This window comes from Sorangium sp. So ce375, from assembly GCF_051473855.1.
Taxonomy (GTDB): Bacteria; Myxococcota_A; Polyangia; order Polyangiales; family Polyangiaceae; genus Sorangium.
This window is the reverse complement of sequence record NZ_CP150335.1, coordinates 1,233,156-1,250,909: the sequence shown is the minus strand read 5'-3', so window position 1 is coordinate 1,250,909 and position 17,754 is coordinate 1,233,156. Positions and strand designations below refer to the sequence as shown.

Genomic DNA, 17,754 nt, shown 5'->3' with positions numbered 1-17,754 from the left:
CTGGCGACGGACGCACCCGCCCCGTCCCGCGCGGAGCGCGGGACATGGGGCGGGCGGGCCGCGCGCAGGCCCGCAGGGCCGAGCACGGACCGGGGTGGGGCATCGATCACTCTCCTGCTGTTGTCGCTTCTCTGCTCTGCACCAATCTCTGCATCAATTCAGGACGAGGACCGGGACGAGCGCGGCGACCGCGAGGCGGCGGGAGGCGCGGCGAGCGAGCCAGACGCCGGCGCGCCGGCCAGCCCAGCGCCGGCACCGAGCCAGCTGGTGTCGCACCCGGCGTTCCGGACGGGGGTGATCTACATCGAGCCGGAGCTGCGCGACGAGGTGGAGGCGTACTGGAAGGCGTACGCGGTGTGGGAGAGGACGAAGCAAGGGCCGCCGCCGCGGGAGCCGCGCGTGAACGTGCGGGTGGACCACGAGGAGAAGCCGAGCACGGCGGCGCGGCTGCGCGAGGCGATGGCGCCGCGCAAGGGGGCGGCGCGCGGGGGTGGCGCGAAGGGTGGCGGCGGGAAGAGCGCCGGAGAGAAGAGCGGCGGCGGGAGCCCGTGGGCGGTGGACGCGCCGGCAGCGGCGGCGGTGATCGACAAGAACGCGCTGCCGTCGGCGCACCGGCCGAGGAGCGAGGCGGCGGAGGAGAAGGACGAGACGGGGGCCGGGCCGTGGAAGGTGCGGCGCGCCGGGACGGCCGTGGCGGCGCTGGCGCTGGCGGCGGGGATCGGGGCCGCCGCGATGTGCGGGGTGAAGGAAGGGGCGCCGGCCGGAGAGACGGCGCGGGCGAGCGAGAGTGGGACGGTGACTGGTACGGCGGCCACGAGCGGCGCGCCGCCGATGAGCGCTACGCCGCCGATGAGCGCTACGCCGCCGGTGAGCGAGGTGCCGGCGTCGAGCAGTGCGCCCGCGGGGAGCGCCAACCGCCCAGAGAACACGGCTCCCACCGTGAGCGGCGCGCTCGCGGCGCCGTCGAGAAAGCGGCCGCCAGCGCCAAGCAATGCGGTAAAGGCCCTGGAGGAGCGGCGACAGGTCAAGCCGGAGTCGGCTGCGACCGCCGAGCCTCCCGCCGGGATGCCGCCGGCGACGCCGCCTGCGGCGACAACGTCGACGCCGCCGCCGGTGGAACAGCGGACGCGCATGTTCGGAGTCGAATCATGAAGAGCAGAACGATGTGGATCCTGTGCGCCGCGCTCGCGGCGCCGTTCGCGTGGGGCTCGGAGGCGCGCGCGGCGGAGCCGACGGCCGATGTCGTCACGCAGCAGCGCGCGCTGTTCGAGCAAGGCAACGCGCGTTACGACGAGCGGAGGTGGGCCGAGGCGCGCGACGCGTACCTCGCGGCCTGGAAGCTCAAGAGGAGCTACGACGTGGCCGCCAACCTGGGGGACGTCGAGCTGGTGCTCGGCGACGCGCCGAGCGCGGCGGAGCACCTGGCGTATGCGCTTCGTGAGTTTCCCGCGGGCGGCAAGCCGGCGCTGCGGGAAACGCTCACCAAGCGGTTCGAGGAGGCGCGGGCGAAGGTGGGGACGCTGGTGGTGCGCACCGACGTGGAGGGTGCGCGGGTGTTCGTCGACGGGACGCTACGAGGGCTGACGCCGCTCGCGGATCCGGTGTTCGTGGAGCCTGGCGCGCACGTGATCTCGGTGGAGCACGAGGGGTACGAGACGCAGAAGATGACGGCGCAGCTCGGGGCCGGCGGCACGATCGAGAAAGAGCTGCAGCTCAAGCGGAAGGCGGCGGGCGCGCCGCCGACGGCGATGAAGGTGCCGGAGACAGGCGAGGCGCCGCTGACGAAGCTGCCGGAGACCACCGCGGCGTCGCCCGCAGCGCGGAGCTGGGTGCCCGTGATCGCGCTGGGGGCGGCGAGCGTCGTGGGGCTCGGGGTGGCGGTGGGGTTTACGGTGGCGTCGAACGGGGCAAGCGCGGATGCGCATCGATTCAGCGATGTGCTCGCGCAAGCGAACGAGCAGTGCATCAAGCCAGGAGAACAGTTCGCGGAGACCTGCACACAGACGAGCCACGCCGCCTCACGTGCAGGCACGATGGGAGATCTCGCGTTCGGCAGCTACATCGTGTCGAGCGGGCTGGCTATCGCCGCGATCGCAGCCGCGGTGTGGCCGACTCCTCAGAAGTCGACAGCAACACGGGTGCGTGTGGTGCCGTCCGCCGGCCCAGGCACGGCGGGCATCATCGCGGTAGGTGCATGGTGAAAACCTCAAGGACAGGGAGAACGAGCTTGCGCGGTCAGCGCTTGCTTCTGGTGATGTGGATGAGCGCCATGCAGGGCGCTGGCTGCGATGACCTCTGGTACCACATCGAGAACGACTGCGAGCTGCTCCGGACGTGCTCCCACTTCCTGAGCAGCAGCACTGGCGATGGGCTCCCCAGCGCGTGCATGCCCAACGAGAACGCCACTGCAGTGGACGACTCGTGCGGCGTGTTTGTGTCGACGGCTGGCGACGACGGGAACGCGGCGACGAAGGAGGCGCCGGTGAGGACGCTGGCGGAGGCGCTCGCGCTGGCGGCGGAGAACGGGACGCAGCGTGTGTACGCGTGCGCGGAGACGTTCGAGGAAGCGGTGGAGGTCGCGGGGAGCGTGACGATCTACGGAGGTCTGGACTGCGCGAACGGGTGGCGATGGATCGGCGAGGAGAAGAAGACGATCGTGGCGCCGGGCGTGCAGGCGATCCCGCTGAAGCTCGTGCAAGGCGACGGCGCTGTGCGGCTCGAAGACGTGTCGGCGCGCGCCGCGGATGCGCAAGCGGCAGGAGGCTCGTCGATCGCGGTGCTGGTGGACGGCGCGACGGTCGAGCTGGCGCGGTGCGAGCTGATCGCAGGCAACGGGGCCGACGGCGCGTACGGCACGGATGCACCGAGCGAGGCGGCGATGCAGGGGCCGCGAGGAGAGGACGGAGCCAGCGCGTGCAGCGACCTGGACGCGTCAGGCGCACCGGATGAGACGCTCGCGGGAGGGGCTCAGGTCGAGAGCGCGTGCGGCGTCGACGCGCTGTCAATCGGTGGCGAGGGCGGCGGCGGCAAGGTGAGCAACGGCGGCGGCGGTGATGTTGGCCAGACCGGGGTCGAGGGACAAGCTGGGGCTGGAGAGCCTCCGTCGAACAGCGACAGCTGGAGCTGTGGTGCCATCCCGAACGATCCAACCAAGGGCGGTGGCAGCGCCGGCGCCAACGGCACCCCCGGCCCCGCCGGCGTCGGCGCCAGCGGCCTCGGCGCGCTGCGCGCCACCGGCTACACCGGCGTCCCCGGCGGCGACGGCACACCCGGCACGCCCGGCCAGGGCGGCGGCGGAGGCGGCGGCGCGAAGGGCGGAGCTGTCTGCGCAGGCGGCGCGACCGGAGCGGGAGCCAGCGGTGGCAGCGGCGGCGCAGGTGGCTGCGGCGGTCTTCCGGGAAAGGGCGGCGGTCCGGGCGGCGCGAGCATCGCCCTAGCCAGCGTCGACGCCAACGTCACCCTCATCGACTGCACCCTCACCGCCGGGCGCGGAGGTAACGGTGGCAAGGGTGGCAATCGCCAGCCGGGAGGCGTCGGCGGCGTCGGCGGTCTCGGAGGCATGGGCGTCGGCGGCTCGAAGAAGGCATGCGCTGGCGGAGAGGGAGGTCAGGGCGGCAATGGTGGGCCCGGCGGCGGAGGTCTCGGTGGGCCCTCACTCGCGATCGCGTTCCGCGGTGAGTCGGTGAAGCAAGAAGGCAAGACGACGCTGATGCCCGGAGCCCCGGGCGCCGGTGGTCTTGGCGGGAGCAACAACGTGGCGAGCAACGCTGGAGCTGACGGCGTGACGGCGGCGGAACAGGAGCTGCCGTGAGCGCTCCGGTGGGGTGACGTCGAGCGCCGTGAAGAGCGACGCCGACATCGCGGCGTAACGTGGTGCGAGATGAGGCGGAGACGCGCGCGGGCAGAGCGCGCGTAGGGGCGAGGTGCGCCTTGCGGCAACGCGCGGCGTCTCCGAGGGCAAGGCGTGGGACGAGGGCGCGATGGGAACGATGAGCAGCAAGGCACCTTCTTCATCACGTGCCGTCCGGTGAGCGACGGGCGTGTGCATGCAACGCCTCTCGTCGGGTCGAATGATCTCGGGATCGAGGGATGCGATGACTTCTGAGCAGGGTGTAGCGGATCGAGGAAAGCGAAGCATGTGTCGGACGTCTCGACGTATCTTGGTGCTCCTCCTCGGGGTAGTGGCTGCGGGGAGTGAACAGGTGGGATGCTTCCCGTATGCGATGCCGGACGACTGTACGCTGCTCCTGACGTGCCCGCCGGAGGGCACCGGAGGCGGTGGTGGCGGCGACGTGAGCCCGGCGTGCGAGGCGGACCCGACGGAGGACGCGAGCACGGTGACGGAGGAGTGCGCGGTGTTCGCGAGCGCGAGCGCAGAGCCTGGTGGCGACGGGACGAAGGCGATGCCGTACGCGTCGCTCGCGGAGGCGGTGGCGAACGCGAACGGCAAGCGGGTGCTGGCGTGCGCGAGCGGAGCGTTCGCGGAGAGCGTGACGATCGAGGCCGGCGTCGAGGTGATCGGCGGCTTCGACTGCGGCGCGGCGTGGACGTGGAACGAGGGCGCGCGGAGCTCGATCGAGGGGCCCGTAAGCGAAATCGCGCTCACGCTGACGGAGGGCGCGAGCGGGGCGAAGGTGCGGAGCTTCTCGGTGCGCGCGGCAAGCGCGACAGAGCCGGGCGGGTCGTCCATCGGCGTGGCGGTGGCGGATGTCGAGGCGGAGCTCGCGCAGGTCGACGTGACCGCGGGCGACGGGATGGACGGGGCGAAGGGCGAGACGCCCGCGGAGGCACCACAGGCGGGAGCGCCGGCGGGGGCGGTGGGGAACGCGTGCGGCCTCGTCCTCGGCGGCGACCCCGGCGTGACGACGTGCGAGGACGGCGAGACGACTGGCGGCCGAGGCGGGCGCGGCGGAACCCCGGGGCTGGAGGACGGCAACGGGATGCGCGGGGAGGACGGCGCGCCGCTGCCGGAGGAGAACCCCGACGAGTACGGGCTGGGCGGCGCTGGGCAAACCAATGCAGCCGGCAATTGCAGACGCGGCGAGGATGGCGGGCCAGGCGGAGCCGGCGTCGCCGGCCTTGCCGGCAGCGGCACGACGCTGACGCTGGACGGCATCGCGGGCGGCGATGGCGGCACCGGCACATTCGGGAAAAAAGGTCAAGGGGGCGGCGGCGGCGGCGGGGCGAAGGCCGGCCTGTTCTGCGCGGTCGACGCGGGCACCGTGGAGGGCCCCGGCGCCAGCGGCGGCGGAGGCGGTGCCGGCGGGTGCGGCGGTAAAGGAGGAGGCGGCGGCAAGGCCGGCGGGTCGAGCGTCGGGATCCTCAGCCTCGGGACGAAGCCGATGCTGACGGACGTGACCGTCGCGGTCGGCAAGGCCGGCAAGGGCGGGGATGGCGCGGCAGGCAAGGCTGGCGCGGCCGGTGGAACAGGCGCTGCCGGCGGGGAAAGCTCCGGACAGGGCGATTCGAGGCGCGGCTGTCAGGGAGGAAATGGCGGTGACGGCGGTCGTGGGGGCTTCGGCGCTGGCGGTCGCGGCGGCCACGCCGTAGGCATCGCCTATGCGGCGGCACCGGGCGCAGCGCCGGCGGCACAGTTCACGCCGGGTACGGCGGGAGACGGCGGCAGCGCCGCGCCCGGCGGTCCGCCCGAGAGCGCCGGCGCGGCCGGTGCGAGCGGAGCTTGCTGGGACTTCGCGCGGAAGGCGCCGTGTGGAGGATGAGCGCGATGAAGGCACCGAAGGACGCGGGCATTTCTCTCCAGGCCCCGGGCGTCGTGCGCGGTCAGTGGACCGATCCGGTCTGGTGCGCGACGACGCCGGAGGCCGCGAAGAAGCGTATCGCGCGGGTGGAGGCCCGACGGGCGATGGCGCGCCACGGGGTGGAAGACCCGCGGATGGAGGCGTTGCTCGTGCAGCTGGCGGGCTGGACGGAGAAGTGGGCCGCCGAGGAGCGCACAGCCGAGCAGGCGGGCGACGACGTGTGGGTAAGGGCGGTGCCGGTGAAGGGCGAGATCGACAAGCGCAGGTCGCGCCTAGCGCTCGTCGGCGCCGTGCTCTTCGTGCTGGGGGTCTTGTGCGGCGTGGTGCTGGCAGCGCTGCAGCTGCGCTGAGGTAGCGACGTAGCGAAGGACGCGCGCGTCGCGGCCTGATCGCATCGAGGAGAACGCGCGCCACCGTGTGCGGCGCGCCATGGCTCGGCTCGTCCCGAAGACGAGCGCGCGAGGAGGACGAAGGTGTATCCACAGCTCGCCATCGAGGCGGCAGCGCAGTCGGACGTGGGCCGGCGACGGAGCCACAACGAGGACAGCTTCGCGGCGCTGCCGTGCCTCGGGCTCTTCATGGTCGCCGATGGGCTCGGCGGCAATGCGGCCGGAGAGGTCGCGTCCCGGATGGCGATCGAGGTCGTCAAGAGCTGCTTCGAGGAAGATGAAGAGCTCGATGAGACGTGGCCCTACGGTACGGCGACGCCGCACGACCGGGACGAGGTACGGCTGGTGCTGAGCGTGCGGAAGGCCAACCGGGCGATCTACGAGGCGAGCCAGAGGTATGAGGAGGCGCGCGGCATGGCGACGACCTTCGCAGGAGTGCTGCTCGGGCCGGGCATGGCGTACATCGCACACGTGGGCGACTCGCGCGTCTACCGGCTGCGTAACGGAAAGCTGGAGCGGCTGACGCGGGATCACTCGCTGCTGGAAGAGCTGCTCGGCGCCGGCGACGGAGCGCGGGAGGCGGTCGAGGCGCTGAGCAGCCGGGCGAGGACGATCACCCGCGCGCTCGGGGCCGACGAGAACGTCGAAATCGAGTCGCGCGTGGAGGCGACGGCGCCGGGCGACATCTTCCTCGTCTGCTCGGATGGGCTGTGGGGCCCGGTACCCGAGCGGCGCATCGCCGGGATCCTCGGGGCGCACGGCGACCTGGGCTTTGCGGCGGAGCTGCTCATCGACCTCGCCAACGAGCACGGCGGCCCGGACAACGTGACGTGCGTGCTGGCACGCCTGGGAGGCGGGTGACGTGCGCGCCGTGGCAGGCGCGACGAAGGGCGGACTCGAGGAGATGCCTTAGGTCGGGCAGGACAAGGCCTGGCTCCGCCGTACCCCGGACAAGAAGGCTCACGGTTGAGGAGGGAACATGGAGGACATGCTGGGTGCAATGTGGCTCGTCTCGCCGCTCGGGCTCGCGATGATCGCGTGCGTCGCGATCGGCTTCGCGGTCACCGCGCGTGAAGCGCTGGGACGAGAGCGGGGGTTTCGCGAGGCGCGCGAGCACGCGCACGATGAAGAGGAGGCAGCCCTCACCGATGCGAAGGCGCAGGCAGCGGGCGAGCGAGATCGATACCGGCGGCTCCTGGACTGTCACGTCGACGCGGCGCTCGCCGAGCTGAGAGACGCCCGAGGGCGCCCCGTCCCATGGCCGGGAAGGGTCCTCGAGTCGTTCTGCGCGACGACGCCTTCGTGGAGGAGGAAGCTGGGCGAGAGCACGGGGCTATCGCCGAGGGAGGTGGAGCGGCTGCTGAGGAGCGACCTGCCCATGACCCCCGGCCTCGCGCGGCAGCTGGAGGCCTTCACCGGCACGCCGGCGCGGTACTGGGAGCGCCTCTGGCGGCTGCACGACGACCGCCGGACGGACGCGGAGGATACCGTGGTGATCCAGGCCGGCGAGCCCATCACCAGGCGCGAGAGCCCGGCGTCGCCGGCTCCGCCGACGGTACCTCCCCGCGCGCTCGATACTCCTCCGCTCGTGGTGCCGTCTCCCGAGCTCGCGGCCAGGAACCCGCGGGCGAAGCTCCCGCCACCTCCAGCGCCGCAGCTCCGGCCACCGAGCCCTGTCCGCGCCGCCACGGGAGAAGAGCTCGTCCATCGCGCTGGGACGTTGACGAGCTTCCCGCTACAGCCCGACGAAGGAGGGGCGAGCGCTGCCAATGTGTCCGACTGGGAGGAAGCAGAGCGCTCTCCACTGAACACGACGCTCCCGGGAGTAGGGCGCCATGGGTGAGAAAATCTCTGCCTCCGGGATCCCGTGACGTGTGTGCTGGCGCGGCTGGGAGGTGGGTGAGGTGCACGGGCAGCGGGGCGAGACGCACGGGAGAGTGGCCCCCCTCCCGTCACGCGCGGAGCGCGGGACTTGGGAGGGGCCGGCGGCGCGCAGGCGCGAAGCGCCGAGCACCGCCGGGGGGTGGGCATCGATCCTTCGTTGCGGCGCCCCTCTCGCCGGCTTCGTCGCGCTTCGTCGCCTTGATCTGCTGGACCGCGCCGGGCAGGACGCTCCCCCTCGACCCGGGGGCTGCCGCCGCGGCGGCGACGGCGGTCAAGGCGGCGCAAGGGGCCCTGGCGGCCGAGACGGCCACGCTGTAGGCCTCGCCGATGCGGCGGCTTCGAGCGAAATACCGGCAGTACACCTCACCGCCGGCATCGCCGGCGGCGGCAACACCGCGCCGGGTGAGCGCCCCTCGCCTTGCGTCCCCTGGGCTCGCCCTCGTGATGACAGCCATCGGCGTCCCGCTATGCGGCTGCGTGGTCCAACTGCCCGCACCCCCATGTCCGCAGGTCGAACAACGACCGGTCGACGACGCGGCGCCACCGGAAAGCCCCGTTCGACAGGCGGAGCGCCTGGCGAGGTACGCGCGTGAGACGGCGGAGGACACGACGAGAACGGCGGCGGAGCGTGAACGAAGCGCCGCGATGTACGCAGAGGCACGGGCGAAGGTGGCCACGCTGGTGGTGCGCACCGACGTGGAGGGGGCGCTGGTGTTCGTGGACGGCACCCTGCGAGGGATGACGCCGCTTCCGGATCCGCTGTTCGTGGAGCCTGGCGTGCACTCGATCTCCGTGGAGCACGAGGAGTACGAGACGCAGAAGATGATGCTGCAGCTCGGGGCCGGCGGCACGATCGAGAACGGGCTGCAGCTCAAGCGGAAGCCCGCCGGCACACCGACGCCGCCAGAGCCGCCGAGGCCCGCGCCCGGCACGTGATGGCCATCCGCGCCGGGCCTCCGAGCGCAGCGGCGGGATCGGGCGCGCGCCATCGCGACGCCCGCCAACGCGACGTCCTGCGCCCGGAGGAGCGTCACGAAGCGCCGAGCGAGAGCTCCATGGCCAGCGCGTCCACCAGCGAGCGCAGCACCTCCGCCATCCGCGCCACGCGATCCGGGTCGAGCGCCGGGCGGCGCCGATCGCCCGGCGCGCACACGAGCGCCCGGGCCAGCTCGATCTGGATCGCGTCGATGTCGGGCGCTGCGTGGCGGACGACGGAGTAGCCGCCCGGAAACGGCGCCTCGATCCCGACGGACAGCCCATGGTCCCGCGCCGCGCGCGCCAGGGCGTCGCGCACCGCCGGGCGTGCGCATCGGCCGTTGCGGGTCCCGAGCACGACGTCCGCCGCGTCCTTCCGGCCTCCGTCGGGGTACGTGTGGACCGAGAGGAGGGCGGCGCGGCCGTGGCGCGCGCGCGACGCCGCGAGCTCGGCGGCGACGGCGCCGTGGTACGGCTCGAAGACCTCCGCGAGGAGCTCGTCGACCTCGGCGCGCGATCGCCGGCGCTCCCACCACATGGCGCCGGCGCACGAGATGCGGCGCACGTCGCCGAGCCCCGGCGGGAGCTTGTCTTCATAGGGAGTCGGCACGCGCGGCTCCACGTTGAGATCGATCACATAACGGCTCGCCGTGGCGACGACGCGCCGCACGCCTCGTTCCTCGAGCCCCTCGCACACGGCTGCGGCGCCCACGTCGGAGTCGGCCCAGGGCGCGCCCGCCTCGAGCGCGGTCGACGGGAGGCCGAGGCCCCGCACGGTGAGCGGATCGAGCCCGAGGCCCGCGTGGGGGACCTCGACCACGACGGGGCCGGGCGCATCGGGGCCCAGGATTTCGAAGTGCCGAGCGGTCATCGTGCCAAGGGCCGGATTCCTCCGAAGGACGTGTCGTCGCGAGGGGCGAGCGCGTGGTGCGCGTGGCGCGTGCGGCAGGATACACCGGTCCGGCGAGCGCTCCTCCACCGCGAAGACCGCGAGCGCCGCGAAGAAACGCGCGTCGAGCCCGCCCACCCCCCGGGCTGCTACCCCGGCGATCTCCGGCGGCAACCCCGCCCCCCTTGACGTCGCGCGGGCGGGCTAGTGAAACTTATAGGTCGGCGGTCCTCGTGGATAAGTGTGATGCACCCGTAAGCGACAAGTCGCCCCTCGACCAGGCCCTCGAGAAGCTCAACGAGGCCATGCGCCCGAGCCTCGGCGGCAGCACCGACCCGGCGCGGCGCCGGGTCGCCCAGCGCCTCGCTCAGCTCGCGCGTTGCGAGGACGAGGATCTGCCCGCGTTCGCAGCACGGCACATGCCTGGGCGAACCGTCGAGGAATCCGGGCTCCGCTCGGCGCGGGACCTCTTGCTGGCGATCGGCGGCATCGCGGACATGGAGGAGGGCGGCCCCGACGCATGGGCGGCGCTCGCCGAGGTGCAGCAAATCCTGGAGCGCCGCCTGGCCGAGGCAAGAGCAGCGGCGTTGAAGCGCAAGGCCGAGGCGAAGGACGAGGCGCTGAAGCGCAAGGCCGAGGCGGAAGAAGCGGCCGCGAGCCCGCTGCCGCACGTCGCGCCGATGCTCTCCCAAGGGATGGCAGCGCCGCTCTCCCCGCCAATGCCCGTCCCGGGCCTCCCGTTCGCTGTCGCGCCCGCGCCCGCCGAGCCCGTCCCGTTCTCCGCGCCCGCGCCCGCCGAGCCCGTCCCGGGCCTCCCGTTCGCTGTCGCGCCCGCGCCCGCGCCCGCGCCCGCCGAGCCCGTCCCGTTCTCCGCGCCCGCGGCGGCCACGGCGGGGCCGCTGCCGTTCACATCGACCGCCGCGGCGGTGCCGACGCCCCTGCTGGGGGACGCCACGCTGCCGCCCACGCATCTACCGCTACCGCCCGCGCCAGGCGCGCCGCCTTTCGCGTCCACGCCGAGCCCGCTCCCGTTCGCGGCCAAGGCGGGGCGGGACCGTCACACTCAGCCGTTCTCGGCGCCTCGGTACGATTCGGTGCTGCCGTTCCGCGCCCCTACCTCCCCGGCGATGCAGGGCTCGGTGCCACCGCCGGCGGCGCCCGCCGCGCCGGTGGGCCCCATCGTCGCCGCGCCCCTGCCCGGGCCTGCCCCCACACCTCCCCTCGCGCCGGCGGCGCCGGCCGTAGCCCCGCGCGAGGAGCGCGCCTCGGCGGCTCCCGAGCGCACATCGTGGCGCGCTCCGCCCCAGTCCGCCGGGGCAGCACCGTCTTCGGGCCCGGGCGCTGCCGCCAGCATCCCCCCGCTCACGTTGGAGCAGTATGCGGGGATGGTGGTGGCCTGCGAGCTCTATCCTCTCTATGCGCAGAGCACCCAGAGCCGATATGGAGTGAGGACCCCAGACGAACGGGCGGCGCTCGACCGCTTCTGGCACGCGCGGCTCTCGGCCGATCCCGTGCTCGCCGAGCACTGGGAGCGCATGCGGGAGAGCGCGCGGAGGTACTTCCGCCAAAGCCCCTGACCGCCCGTCCCACGATCTCGGAACGCGATGGGGAACGCGTGCCGCCGGGATACGGGCGCGGCGTGAGCGGTTGACACGGAACGAGGCCCAGCCGAGACTCTCTGGTCCCACTTTCCGCGTCGTACGAGGCAAGACATGCCCACCGCGCTCTACTCGCTTACGTGTTCGAAGCTCGAAAACGTCACCTTCGCCGGGTTCCGCGGCAAGGAGGAGATCTCACGGCCGTACGAGATCGAGCTGTTCTTCACCGTCCCGGTTGGCACCGCCGTCCAGGCCGCGGTCGGCGAGCGGGCCAAGCTCACGATCAGCCGCGGCGACGACACGGCCCCGATCGTGTTCCACGGCGTGATCGCGGGGACGCGGCTGCTCCACCAGACGGCCGAGCGCGCCCTGTACCGGGCGCTGCTCGTCCCCAAGCTCTGGATGCTCCGTCACTTCTGGCGGAGCTTCATCTTCACCGACAAGAGGGTGGACGAGTTCCTGACCGACACGCTGAAGGCCGGCGGCCTGAGCACCAGCGAGTTCCGGTTCTCCGTCGTCGACACCTACGCGAAGGAGGAGTTCGTCGCGCAGTACCGCGAGACGCTACTCGACTTCTTCCACCGGTGGTGCGAGCGCGAGGGCCTCTACTATTATTTCGAGCAGAGCGACGACAAGCCCAACGAGGTCCTCGTCATCGTGGACAACCGCGAGCTCCACGCTGACTTCCCGGGCAGCGGCCACGTAAGGTACACGCCGATCCTGGGCGACGACGTCACGGCGCCGCCCGGGCTGCACTCGATGGAGGCCGACGTTCGGTGGCTCCCGAAGACGGTCACCATCGCCGACTACAACTACGCGAACCCGTCGGCCTCCGTGAAGAGCGACAGCGACGTGACCGAGCGCGGGATCGGGACGATCCGGGAGTACGGCGCTCGCGTGTTCGGCGAGAGCGACGCCAAGCACATCGCGACGGTCCGCGCCGAATCCATCGGCTGCCGCGAGCGCACGCTCCGCGCGGCGGGCAGCGCCCTCGGGCCGCGGGCAGGCTACCGCTTCACCATCGACGACGGACCGGACGACCTCGACGAGAGCTGGCTCGCCGTGGAGGTGGAGCACGAGGGCTCCAACGCCGGGGCGACGCCCGAGGTGGTCCGCATGACGGGCATCAAGGGCTCCGAGACGTACAGGATGAAGCTCTTCGCGGTGCCCGCGAGCGAGCAGTACCGTGCGCCGCAGTCCACCCCGTGGCCGCGGATCTACGGCTTCGAGAACGGGGTCGTCAGCGGCCCGGCCGACAGCCCTTATGCCCAGATCGACGCCGACGGCCGGTACCTCGTCCGCTTCGAGTTCGACACGAGCGATCTCCCCGACGCGCAGGTGTCGACGCGCGTCCGGATGCTCCAGCCGCACGGCGGAGAGAACGAGGGTTTCCACTTTCCGCTGCGCAAGGGCACCGAGGTGATGGTCGGCTTCCTCGGCGGCGACCCGGATCGGCCGTTCATCGCGGGCGTCGTGCCCAACGCGCACAAGCCGAGCGTCGTCAAGGAGCGCAACCGCACGCAGAACGTGATCCGCACGGGCAGCAACAACCAGATCGTGATGGAGGATGAGCAGGGCAAGGAGTTCATCTTCATCCAGTCCCCGAACAAGAGGACGGGCATCTACCTCGGCCACCCCTCCGGCGATCAATCGAAGATCTTCACGGGGGAAGGAGAGCAGCCGACGAGCTGGTACTTCACGACCCCCGGAGCCGCGGCGACCGGCGACACGAACGCAGGGACCGACGTCGGCGTGAGCCTCTGGCAAACCACCGACGGCAACTCGGGCCTCTTCGTCGGCGGAGACTCCTGGGTCAACGTCTGGGGAACACAGAACTGGTTCGTGTACGGCGCCGTATCGCACGGTTACCTGTCGACGTTCACGCTCGACATCGGCGCCGACTCGAACGAGAAGTACCATGCCCATCGGAATACGGAGATCACCTCCGGCCGGACCGACAAGGTCCTTGCTGGCGGCATGACGCAGGATATCCACGGTGGGCTGACCCAGACGATCGAGCCTGGAGGGAAGTCGACGGTCACCGGCAGCTGGGAGCACAACGTGACGGCGACGAACACCGACCACTACGGGACGTGGGTGTCCAACATCGACAACACCTGGACCGCGACCGTCGGTCAGGCCATCTCGGTCACCAGCACGGGCGCGAGCATCGAGATCAAGGCCCCCGCGGGGAACGTCGACGTGAAGGGCCTCGGGGGCCACGTCAACCTCCAGGGCTCGGCGAGCATCGAGCTCACGGCGCCCAAGGTGACGGTCAACGGCACCGACGTGCAGGTGAAGAGCACCAAGTGGTTCGACTGGTATACCCACAAGGGCGCCGCGGGCGTCCTCAAGCTGGACGAAGCGGCGATCTATCAGTCCGCCTATGGCCTGAAGATCGACACCGTCGGGGTCAAGGTCGAGAACGAGTTCTGCAAGAAGCTCACGGGCGGGATGTTCATGCGCGCGTACGCCATGTCGAAGAAGACTGCCCTGTTCGGCATCGCGGACTACGCCATCGGAATCTGGAACGGCGCGTTCAAGAAGGAGTGACTAGCCGGTGAAGGTCTGCAAGCCACTCAAGATCCCGATCCTGACGCGAGTGGTCGAGCACCTGCGGAGACCTCAGTTCCACGTCGCCGCGATCATCGGCTTTCCCCTCGACCGCCCCCGGGCGCTCCTCGACGAGCTCGCGTTCTGGTCGGCGGTCACACCCGATCTCGGGATGGCCGTGCTCGACGAGGGGATCTCCAAGGCGCGCGGGGAGCTGCTCGTCGCCGGGCGCTGCTGCACCCCGGGCGGCCGGCCCCTGACGGCGTCGTACGTCCGGGCAAAGGTGGGCGCGATCGACAAGAAGCTCATGGTGATGGGCGATCGCCACCGGCAGTTCGGCTTCGCCACGGAGCCGAAGCCGTTCGCGGAGATGCCCATCGACTGGGCGCACGCCTACGGCGGCAAGGACTATCCGCGGAACCCCTACGGCATCGGCGCGGAGGACATCGAGCGCGACGGCAAGCGCGTGCGACCGCTGCCCAACATCGAGCCGTTCGGCGGTCTCCTCGGCTCGAACAGCGACCAGCCGGAGTCCTTCGCGCCGATGGACATGAGCTTCGCGCCGCGGCGCGCGCGGGCAGGGACCTTCGGGCGCGACTACGTCGAAAAGTACGCGCCGGGCCTGCCCCCCGACCACGACCCCACCGTGTACAACGCCGCGCCCGAGGACCAGTGGATCCCCGGCTTCTGGCGGGGCGACGAGCGCTTCCTTGTGGAGAACATGAACCCGGCGAGCCCTCGGATCGAGGGAGATCTGCCGGGCCTCGTGGCGCGGGCGTTCGTGACCCATCGGACGGCGGACGGCGAGCGCTTCGTCGAGATCGGCCTTCGCTGCGACACGGTCTGGCTGTTCCCCACGTCCAAGATCGGCGCCCTGATCCTCCACGGCTGGATGCTCGTCGCCGACGACGACGCGCGCGACATCGTCCACCTCGTCGTCGCATGCGAGGAGCCCGCCGCGCCCCGCCCCGTCGAGCACTACCAGCAGGCCCTCGTGCGCAGGCTCGACAAGGACAAGGGGTCGCTGAACGATCTGAGCGACAGCGACCTCATGCCCGCGCGCGCGTCCGGCGTGGTCGCCAACATGGACCTCGGGCCGATAGGCCAGTGGCTGAAGCCCGGGCTGATCGCGATGCAGAACGAGCGGCGTGGCGCCGAGCGCCGGCGCCAGGAGCGCGTGGCCCAGTTCGAGGCGCAGGGGCTCGATCCGGCGCTGCACGGTCTGGCCGAGCCGCTCCCGGCCGTCGAGCTCCCGCCGACGGACGATCTCGACGCCATGGCGGAGTACCTCCTCACGATCGAGGCGCAGGTGGCCGAGGAGGAGGAGAAGGCGAAGAAGGCCTCCGACAAGCTGAGGGAGGAGCAGCGGGCGGCGATGGGCGCCGCCGGCTTCGACCCGGCCGCGGAGCCGGCCGAGATCACCGGCGGTCCACCGACGTTCCGCGCGGAGGCGCACCTCCGACAGCAAGCCGAGCTCGCGAGCATCGCGCGGACGGCCGGCGAGCCGGACCTCGAGCTCGAGGCGAAGCTCGCGAGCCCCGCGTTTCACGAGGAGCTCCTCCGGCTCGAGGAGCTGACGCGCACGGGGTACCAGCAGACAGCCCACCTCGCGCCCGCGGCTCCACCGATGACGGAGGAGGCGGTACAGCTCGCGCGCGCGCTGGTCCAGGTGGCGCGGGACGCGGGCGAGCCCCTCGCGGACCGCGACCTCACCGGCGCCGACTTTCGCGGGATGGACCTCACCGGCATGGACTTCTCGCGGGCGTTCCTCGAGGGCGCCGATCTGCGCGACGCCGACCTCTCGGGCGCCAACCTCGAAGGCGCCGTGCTCACGAGGGCCAACCTGCGCGGCGCGAGCCTCAAAGGCACGCGGCTCGTCGGCGCCAACCTCGGCGCCGCGAGCCTCGAGAGGGCCTCCTTCGAGGGCGCCGATCTGTCGCAGGCCGTCCTGATGGGCGCGCGCGTCGAGGGCGCGAGCTTCGCCCGCGCCACGCTCACGGGCGCCGACGTGCTCGAGACGAGGTGGACCGGCGTGGACCTCGCGGGAGCGCGGCTCGACAAGTGCACCTTCCTCAGGGCCGATTTCACGGGCTCGAGCGTCGCGGCCGCGCACCTCGTGCAGACGACGTTCATCGAGTGCCAGCTCGATCGTGTGGACTTCTCGGGCGCCGACCTCCAGCGCGCCTGCTTCGTCACCTGCAAGGGGGAGGACGCCCGCTTCGTCCGCGCCCGCATGAGCGAGGCGGTGATCGCTCACAAGAGCGAGCTTCCGCGCGCCGACTTCACCGACGCCGTGATGGAGAAGTGCTGCCTGCGGACGACCGTGCTGCGCGGCGCGAAGTTCGTCGCCGCCAAGATGGTGATGTCCGATCTGTCGGAGTGCGACGCGAGCGCGGCCACCTTCGATCGGGCGCTCCTGAACAGCGCGCTCCTGATCCGGGCGCGGCTCGACGGCGCGTCGCTGCGCGGCGTGAACCTGACCGAGGCGATCCTGTCGAAGTCCAGGCTGGCCGGCGCTGATTTCACCGGCGCCCAGCTCACGCGCGCGGACTTCAGCCGCGCCATCGGCGACCGCGACACCCGCTTCACCGAGGCCGTCGTGAAGTTCACTCGCTTCGACCAAGGGGGAACGAGGCCCACGACGTGAACCGCGACGAGCTCATCGACCTCATCCGCCACGGCACGGTGATCCAGGGGGACCTCTCGGGGCTCGACCTCTCGGGCGCCGACCTCTCGGGCGGCGTCTTCGACCGCGTGCGCTTTCCCGCGCGCATGGCCGGCGCGCAGCTCAAGGAGGCGAGCCTCAACGAATGCGACCTGTCCGCGTGCGACTTCTCCGGCAGCGACCTGCACATGGCGACGGTCTTCCGCAGCAAGCTCGACGCCGTCAGCTTCTCGAGCGCGAAGCTGATCTGCGCGACCTTCGTCGAGTCGCCGGCGCCCGGCTCGAGCTTCGCGGGGTGCGAGGCGCCGCTCGCCACCTGGACGAACTGCGCATTTTCGGGCAGCTCGTTCGAAGGAGCCAACCTCGACCGCGCCAACGTGCTCGAGTGCGGCCTCGACCGCACGGACTTCCGGCGCGCCAACCTCGACCGCGGGACCTACTACAAGCTGGACCTCGCGACGGCGCTGCTCGACGGCGCCAACCTCACGCTCACCACGTTCGTCGAGTCGAGCCTCGGAGCCCGCTCCTTCGCGGGCACGAAGCTCTTTCGAACGCAGTTCATGCGCGGCAGCGTGGCCGGATCGAGCTTCGCGGGGTGCGACGCGACCCAGTGCAACTTCACGGCCGTCGACATCGCGGGCTGCGACTTCTCGGGGGCCGTGCTGACCCAAGCGCTCTTCGGCGAGGCGCGAGGCGCCAAGGTGAAGTTCACGCGCGCAAAGCTCCAGAACGCCATCTTCGAGCGCGCGAACCTGCCCGGCGCGGACTTCGCGGACGTCGATCTGACGGAGGCTTACCTGGCGAAAGGGGCGTTTCCCGGCGCGCGCTTCGTCGGCGCGACGCTCAGCTACGCCGACTTCTCCCATTGCCAGTTGAACAGCGCGGACTTCAGCAGGGCTTCGATGTTTCGCGCGAAGCTGCACCGCGCGGCGCGCGACGGGGCGCTGATCCCGAGCGGCGACTGGCTCGGTGACGACGCCGAGGTCGCCGCGCTCGAGGACTGGAAGGCGCGCCACGGGGCCGATCGGACGGCCCGCTGATC

Annotated in this window: 13 protein-coding genes; 12 read left to right on the top strand and 1 reads right to left on the bottom strand. The window is 71.8% G+C overall.

What is annotated here, in order from left to right:
* The first annotated feature begins 267 nt into the window (after window positions 1-267).
* The 8 genes from WME90_RS04820 to WME90_RS04785 all read left to right on the top strand — a co-directional run bounded on the left by WME90_RS04820 (window position 268) and on the right by WME90_RS04785 (window position 8,968).
* Window positions 268-1,152, top strand: a complete 885-nt coding sequence (locus WME90_RS04820; RefSeq protein ID WP_437279880.1) for a hypothetical protein — start codon at window positions 268-270, stop codon at window positions 1,150-1,152.
* Window positions 1,149-2,201 carry a PEGA domain-containing protein gene (locus tag WME90_RS04815; protein ID WP_437279879.1) on the top strand — a complete coding sequence of 351 codons (1,053 nt, stop codon included), beginning with the start codon at window positions 1,149-1,151 and terminating at the stop codon, window positions 2,199-2,201. The genes WME90_RS04820 and WME90_RS04815 overlap by 4 nt, the downstream gene beginning before the upstream one ends.
* A gap of 59 nt (window positions 2,202-2,260) precedes the next feature.
* A complete protein-coding gene (locus WME90_RS04810) occupies window positions 2,261-3,811 on the top strand; it encodes a PGRS family protein (RefSeq protein ID WP_437279878.1) in 1,551 nt (516 codons plus the stop codon).
* Window positions 3,812-4,223: 412 nt separating this feature from the next.
* Window positions 4,224-5,720 (top strand): hypothetical protein, encoded by a 1,497-nt coding sequence (locus WME90_RS04805; protein ID WP_437279877.1) that lies wholly within the window; start codon window positions 4,224-4,226, stop codon window positions 5,718-5,720.
* A 5-nt stretch (window positions 5,721-5,725) separates the two neighbouring features.
* Window positions 5,726-6,109, top strand: coding sequence for a hypothetical protein (locus WME90_RS04800; RefSeq protein ID WP_437279876.1), 384 nt, complete (start codon window positions 5,726-5,728; stop codon window positions 6,107-6,109).
* Between the two features lie 123 nt (window positions 6,110-6,232).
* Window positions 6,233-7,009, top strand: a complete 777-nt coding sequence (locus WME90_RS04795) for a PP2C family protein-serine/threonine phosphatase (RefSeq protein WP_437279875.1) — start codon at window positions 6,233-6,235, stop codon at window positions 7,007-7,009.
* Between the two features lie 118 nt (window positions 7,010-7,127).
* A complete protein-coding gene (locus WME90_RS04790; protein WP_437279874.1) occupies window positions 7,128-7,991 on the top strand; it encodes a helix-turn-helix transcriptional regulator in 864 nt (287 codons plus the stop codon).
* A gap of 686 nt (window positions 7,992-8,677) precedes the next feature.
* The gene (locus WME90_RS04785; RefSeq protein ID WP_437279873.1) at window positions 8,678-8,968 is read left to right on the top strand and encodes a PEGA domain-containing protein; all 291 of its coding nucleotides are present in this window, start codon (window positions 8,678-8,680) and stop codon (window positions 8,966-8,968) included.
* 94 nt (window positions 8,969-9,062) lie between these two features.
* Here WME90_RS04785 and WME90_RS04780 read toward each other — a convergent pair whose 3' ends face one another.
* Entirely contained in the window at window positions 9,063-9,878 is an 816-nt protein-coding gene (locus WME90_RS04780) for an N-formylglutamate amidohydrolase (protein WP_437279872.1), read from the bottom strand.
* A 251-nt stretch (window positions 9,879-10,129) separates the two neighbouring features.
* Between WME90_RS04780 and WME90_RS04775 the strand changes: the two genes are divergently transcribed.
* From WME90_RS04775 to WME90_RS04760, 4 genes are all read left to right on the top strand, one after another.
* Window positions 10,130-11,473 (top strand): hypothetical protein, encoded by a 1,344-nt coding sequence (locus WME90_RS04775; protein WP_437279871.1) that lies wholly within the window; start codon window positions 10,130-10,132, stop codon window positions 11,471-11,473.
* Window positions 11,474-11,608: 135 nt separating this feature from the next.
* The gene (locus WME90_RS04770; RefSeq protein ID WP_437279870.1) at window positions 11,609-14,047 is read left to right on the top strand and encodes a type VI secretion system Vgr family protein; all 2,439 of its coding nucleotides are present in this window, start codon (window positions 11,609-11,611) and stop codon (window positions 14,045-14,047) included.
* Window positions 14,048-14,054: 7 nt separating this feature from the next.
* Window positions 14,055-16,694 (top strand): DUF2169 family type VI secretion system accessory protein, encoded by a 2,640-nt coding sequence (locus tag WME90_RS04765; RefSeq protein ID WP_437279869.1) that lies wholly within the window; start codon window positions 14,055-14,057, stop codon window positions 16,692-16,694.
* A complete protein-coding gene (locus WME90_RS04760) occupies window positions 16,691-17,752 on the top strand; it encodes a pentapeptide repeat-containing protein (protein WP_437279868.1) in 1,062 nt (353 codons plus the stop codon). The genes WME90_RS04765 and WME90_RS04760 overlap by 4 nt, the downstream gene beginning before the upstream one ends.
* Window positions 17,753-17,754 lie beyond the last annotated feature (2 nt).

Excerpts from the sequence above, each read along its gene's own strand:
- WME90_RS04815 (WP_437279879.1), top strand. The coding sequence starts at position 1,149 with ATGAAGAGCAGAACGATGTGGATCCTGTGCGCCGCGCTCGCGGCGCCG.
- WME90_RS04810 (WP_437279878.1), top strand. The coding sequence starts at position 2,261 with ATGAGCGCCATGCAGGGCGCTGGCTGCGATGACCTCTGGTACCACATC.
- WME90_RS04805 (WP_437279877.1), top strand. The coding sequence starts at position 4,224 with ATGCCGGACGACTGTACGCTGCTCCTGACGTGCCCGCCGGAGGGCACC.
- WME90_RS04800 (WP_437279876.1), top strand. The coding sequence starts at position 5,726 with ATGAAGGCACCGAAGGACGCGGGCATTTCTCTCCAGGCCCCGGGCGTC.
- WME90_RS04790 (WP_437279874.1), top strand. The coding sequence starts at position 7,128 with ATGGAGGACATGCTGGGTGCAATGTGGCTCGTCTCGCCGCTCGGGCTC.
- WME90_RS04785 (WP_437279873.1), top strand. The coding sequence starts at position 8,678 with ATGTACGCAGAGGCACGGGCGAAGGTGGCCACGCTGGTGGTGCGCACC.
- WME90_RS04780 (WP_437279872.1), bottom strand. The coding sequence starts at position 9,878 with ATGACCGCTCGGCACTTCGAAATCCTGGGCCCCGATGCGCCCGGCCCC.
- WME90_RS04770 (WP_437279870.1), top strand. The coding sequence starts at position 11,609 with ATGCCCACCGCGCTCTACTCGCTTACGTGTTCGAAGCTCGAAAACGTC.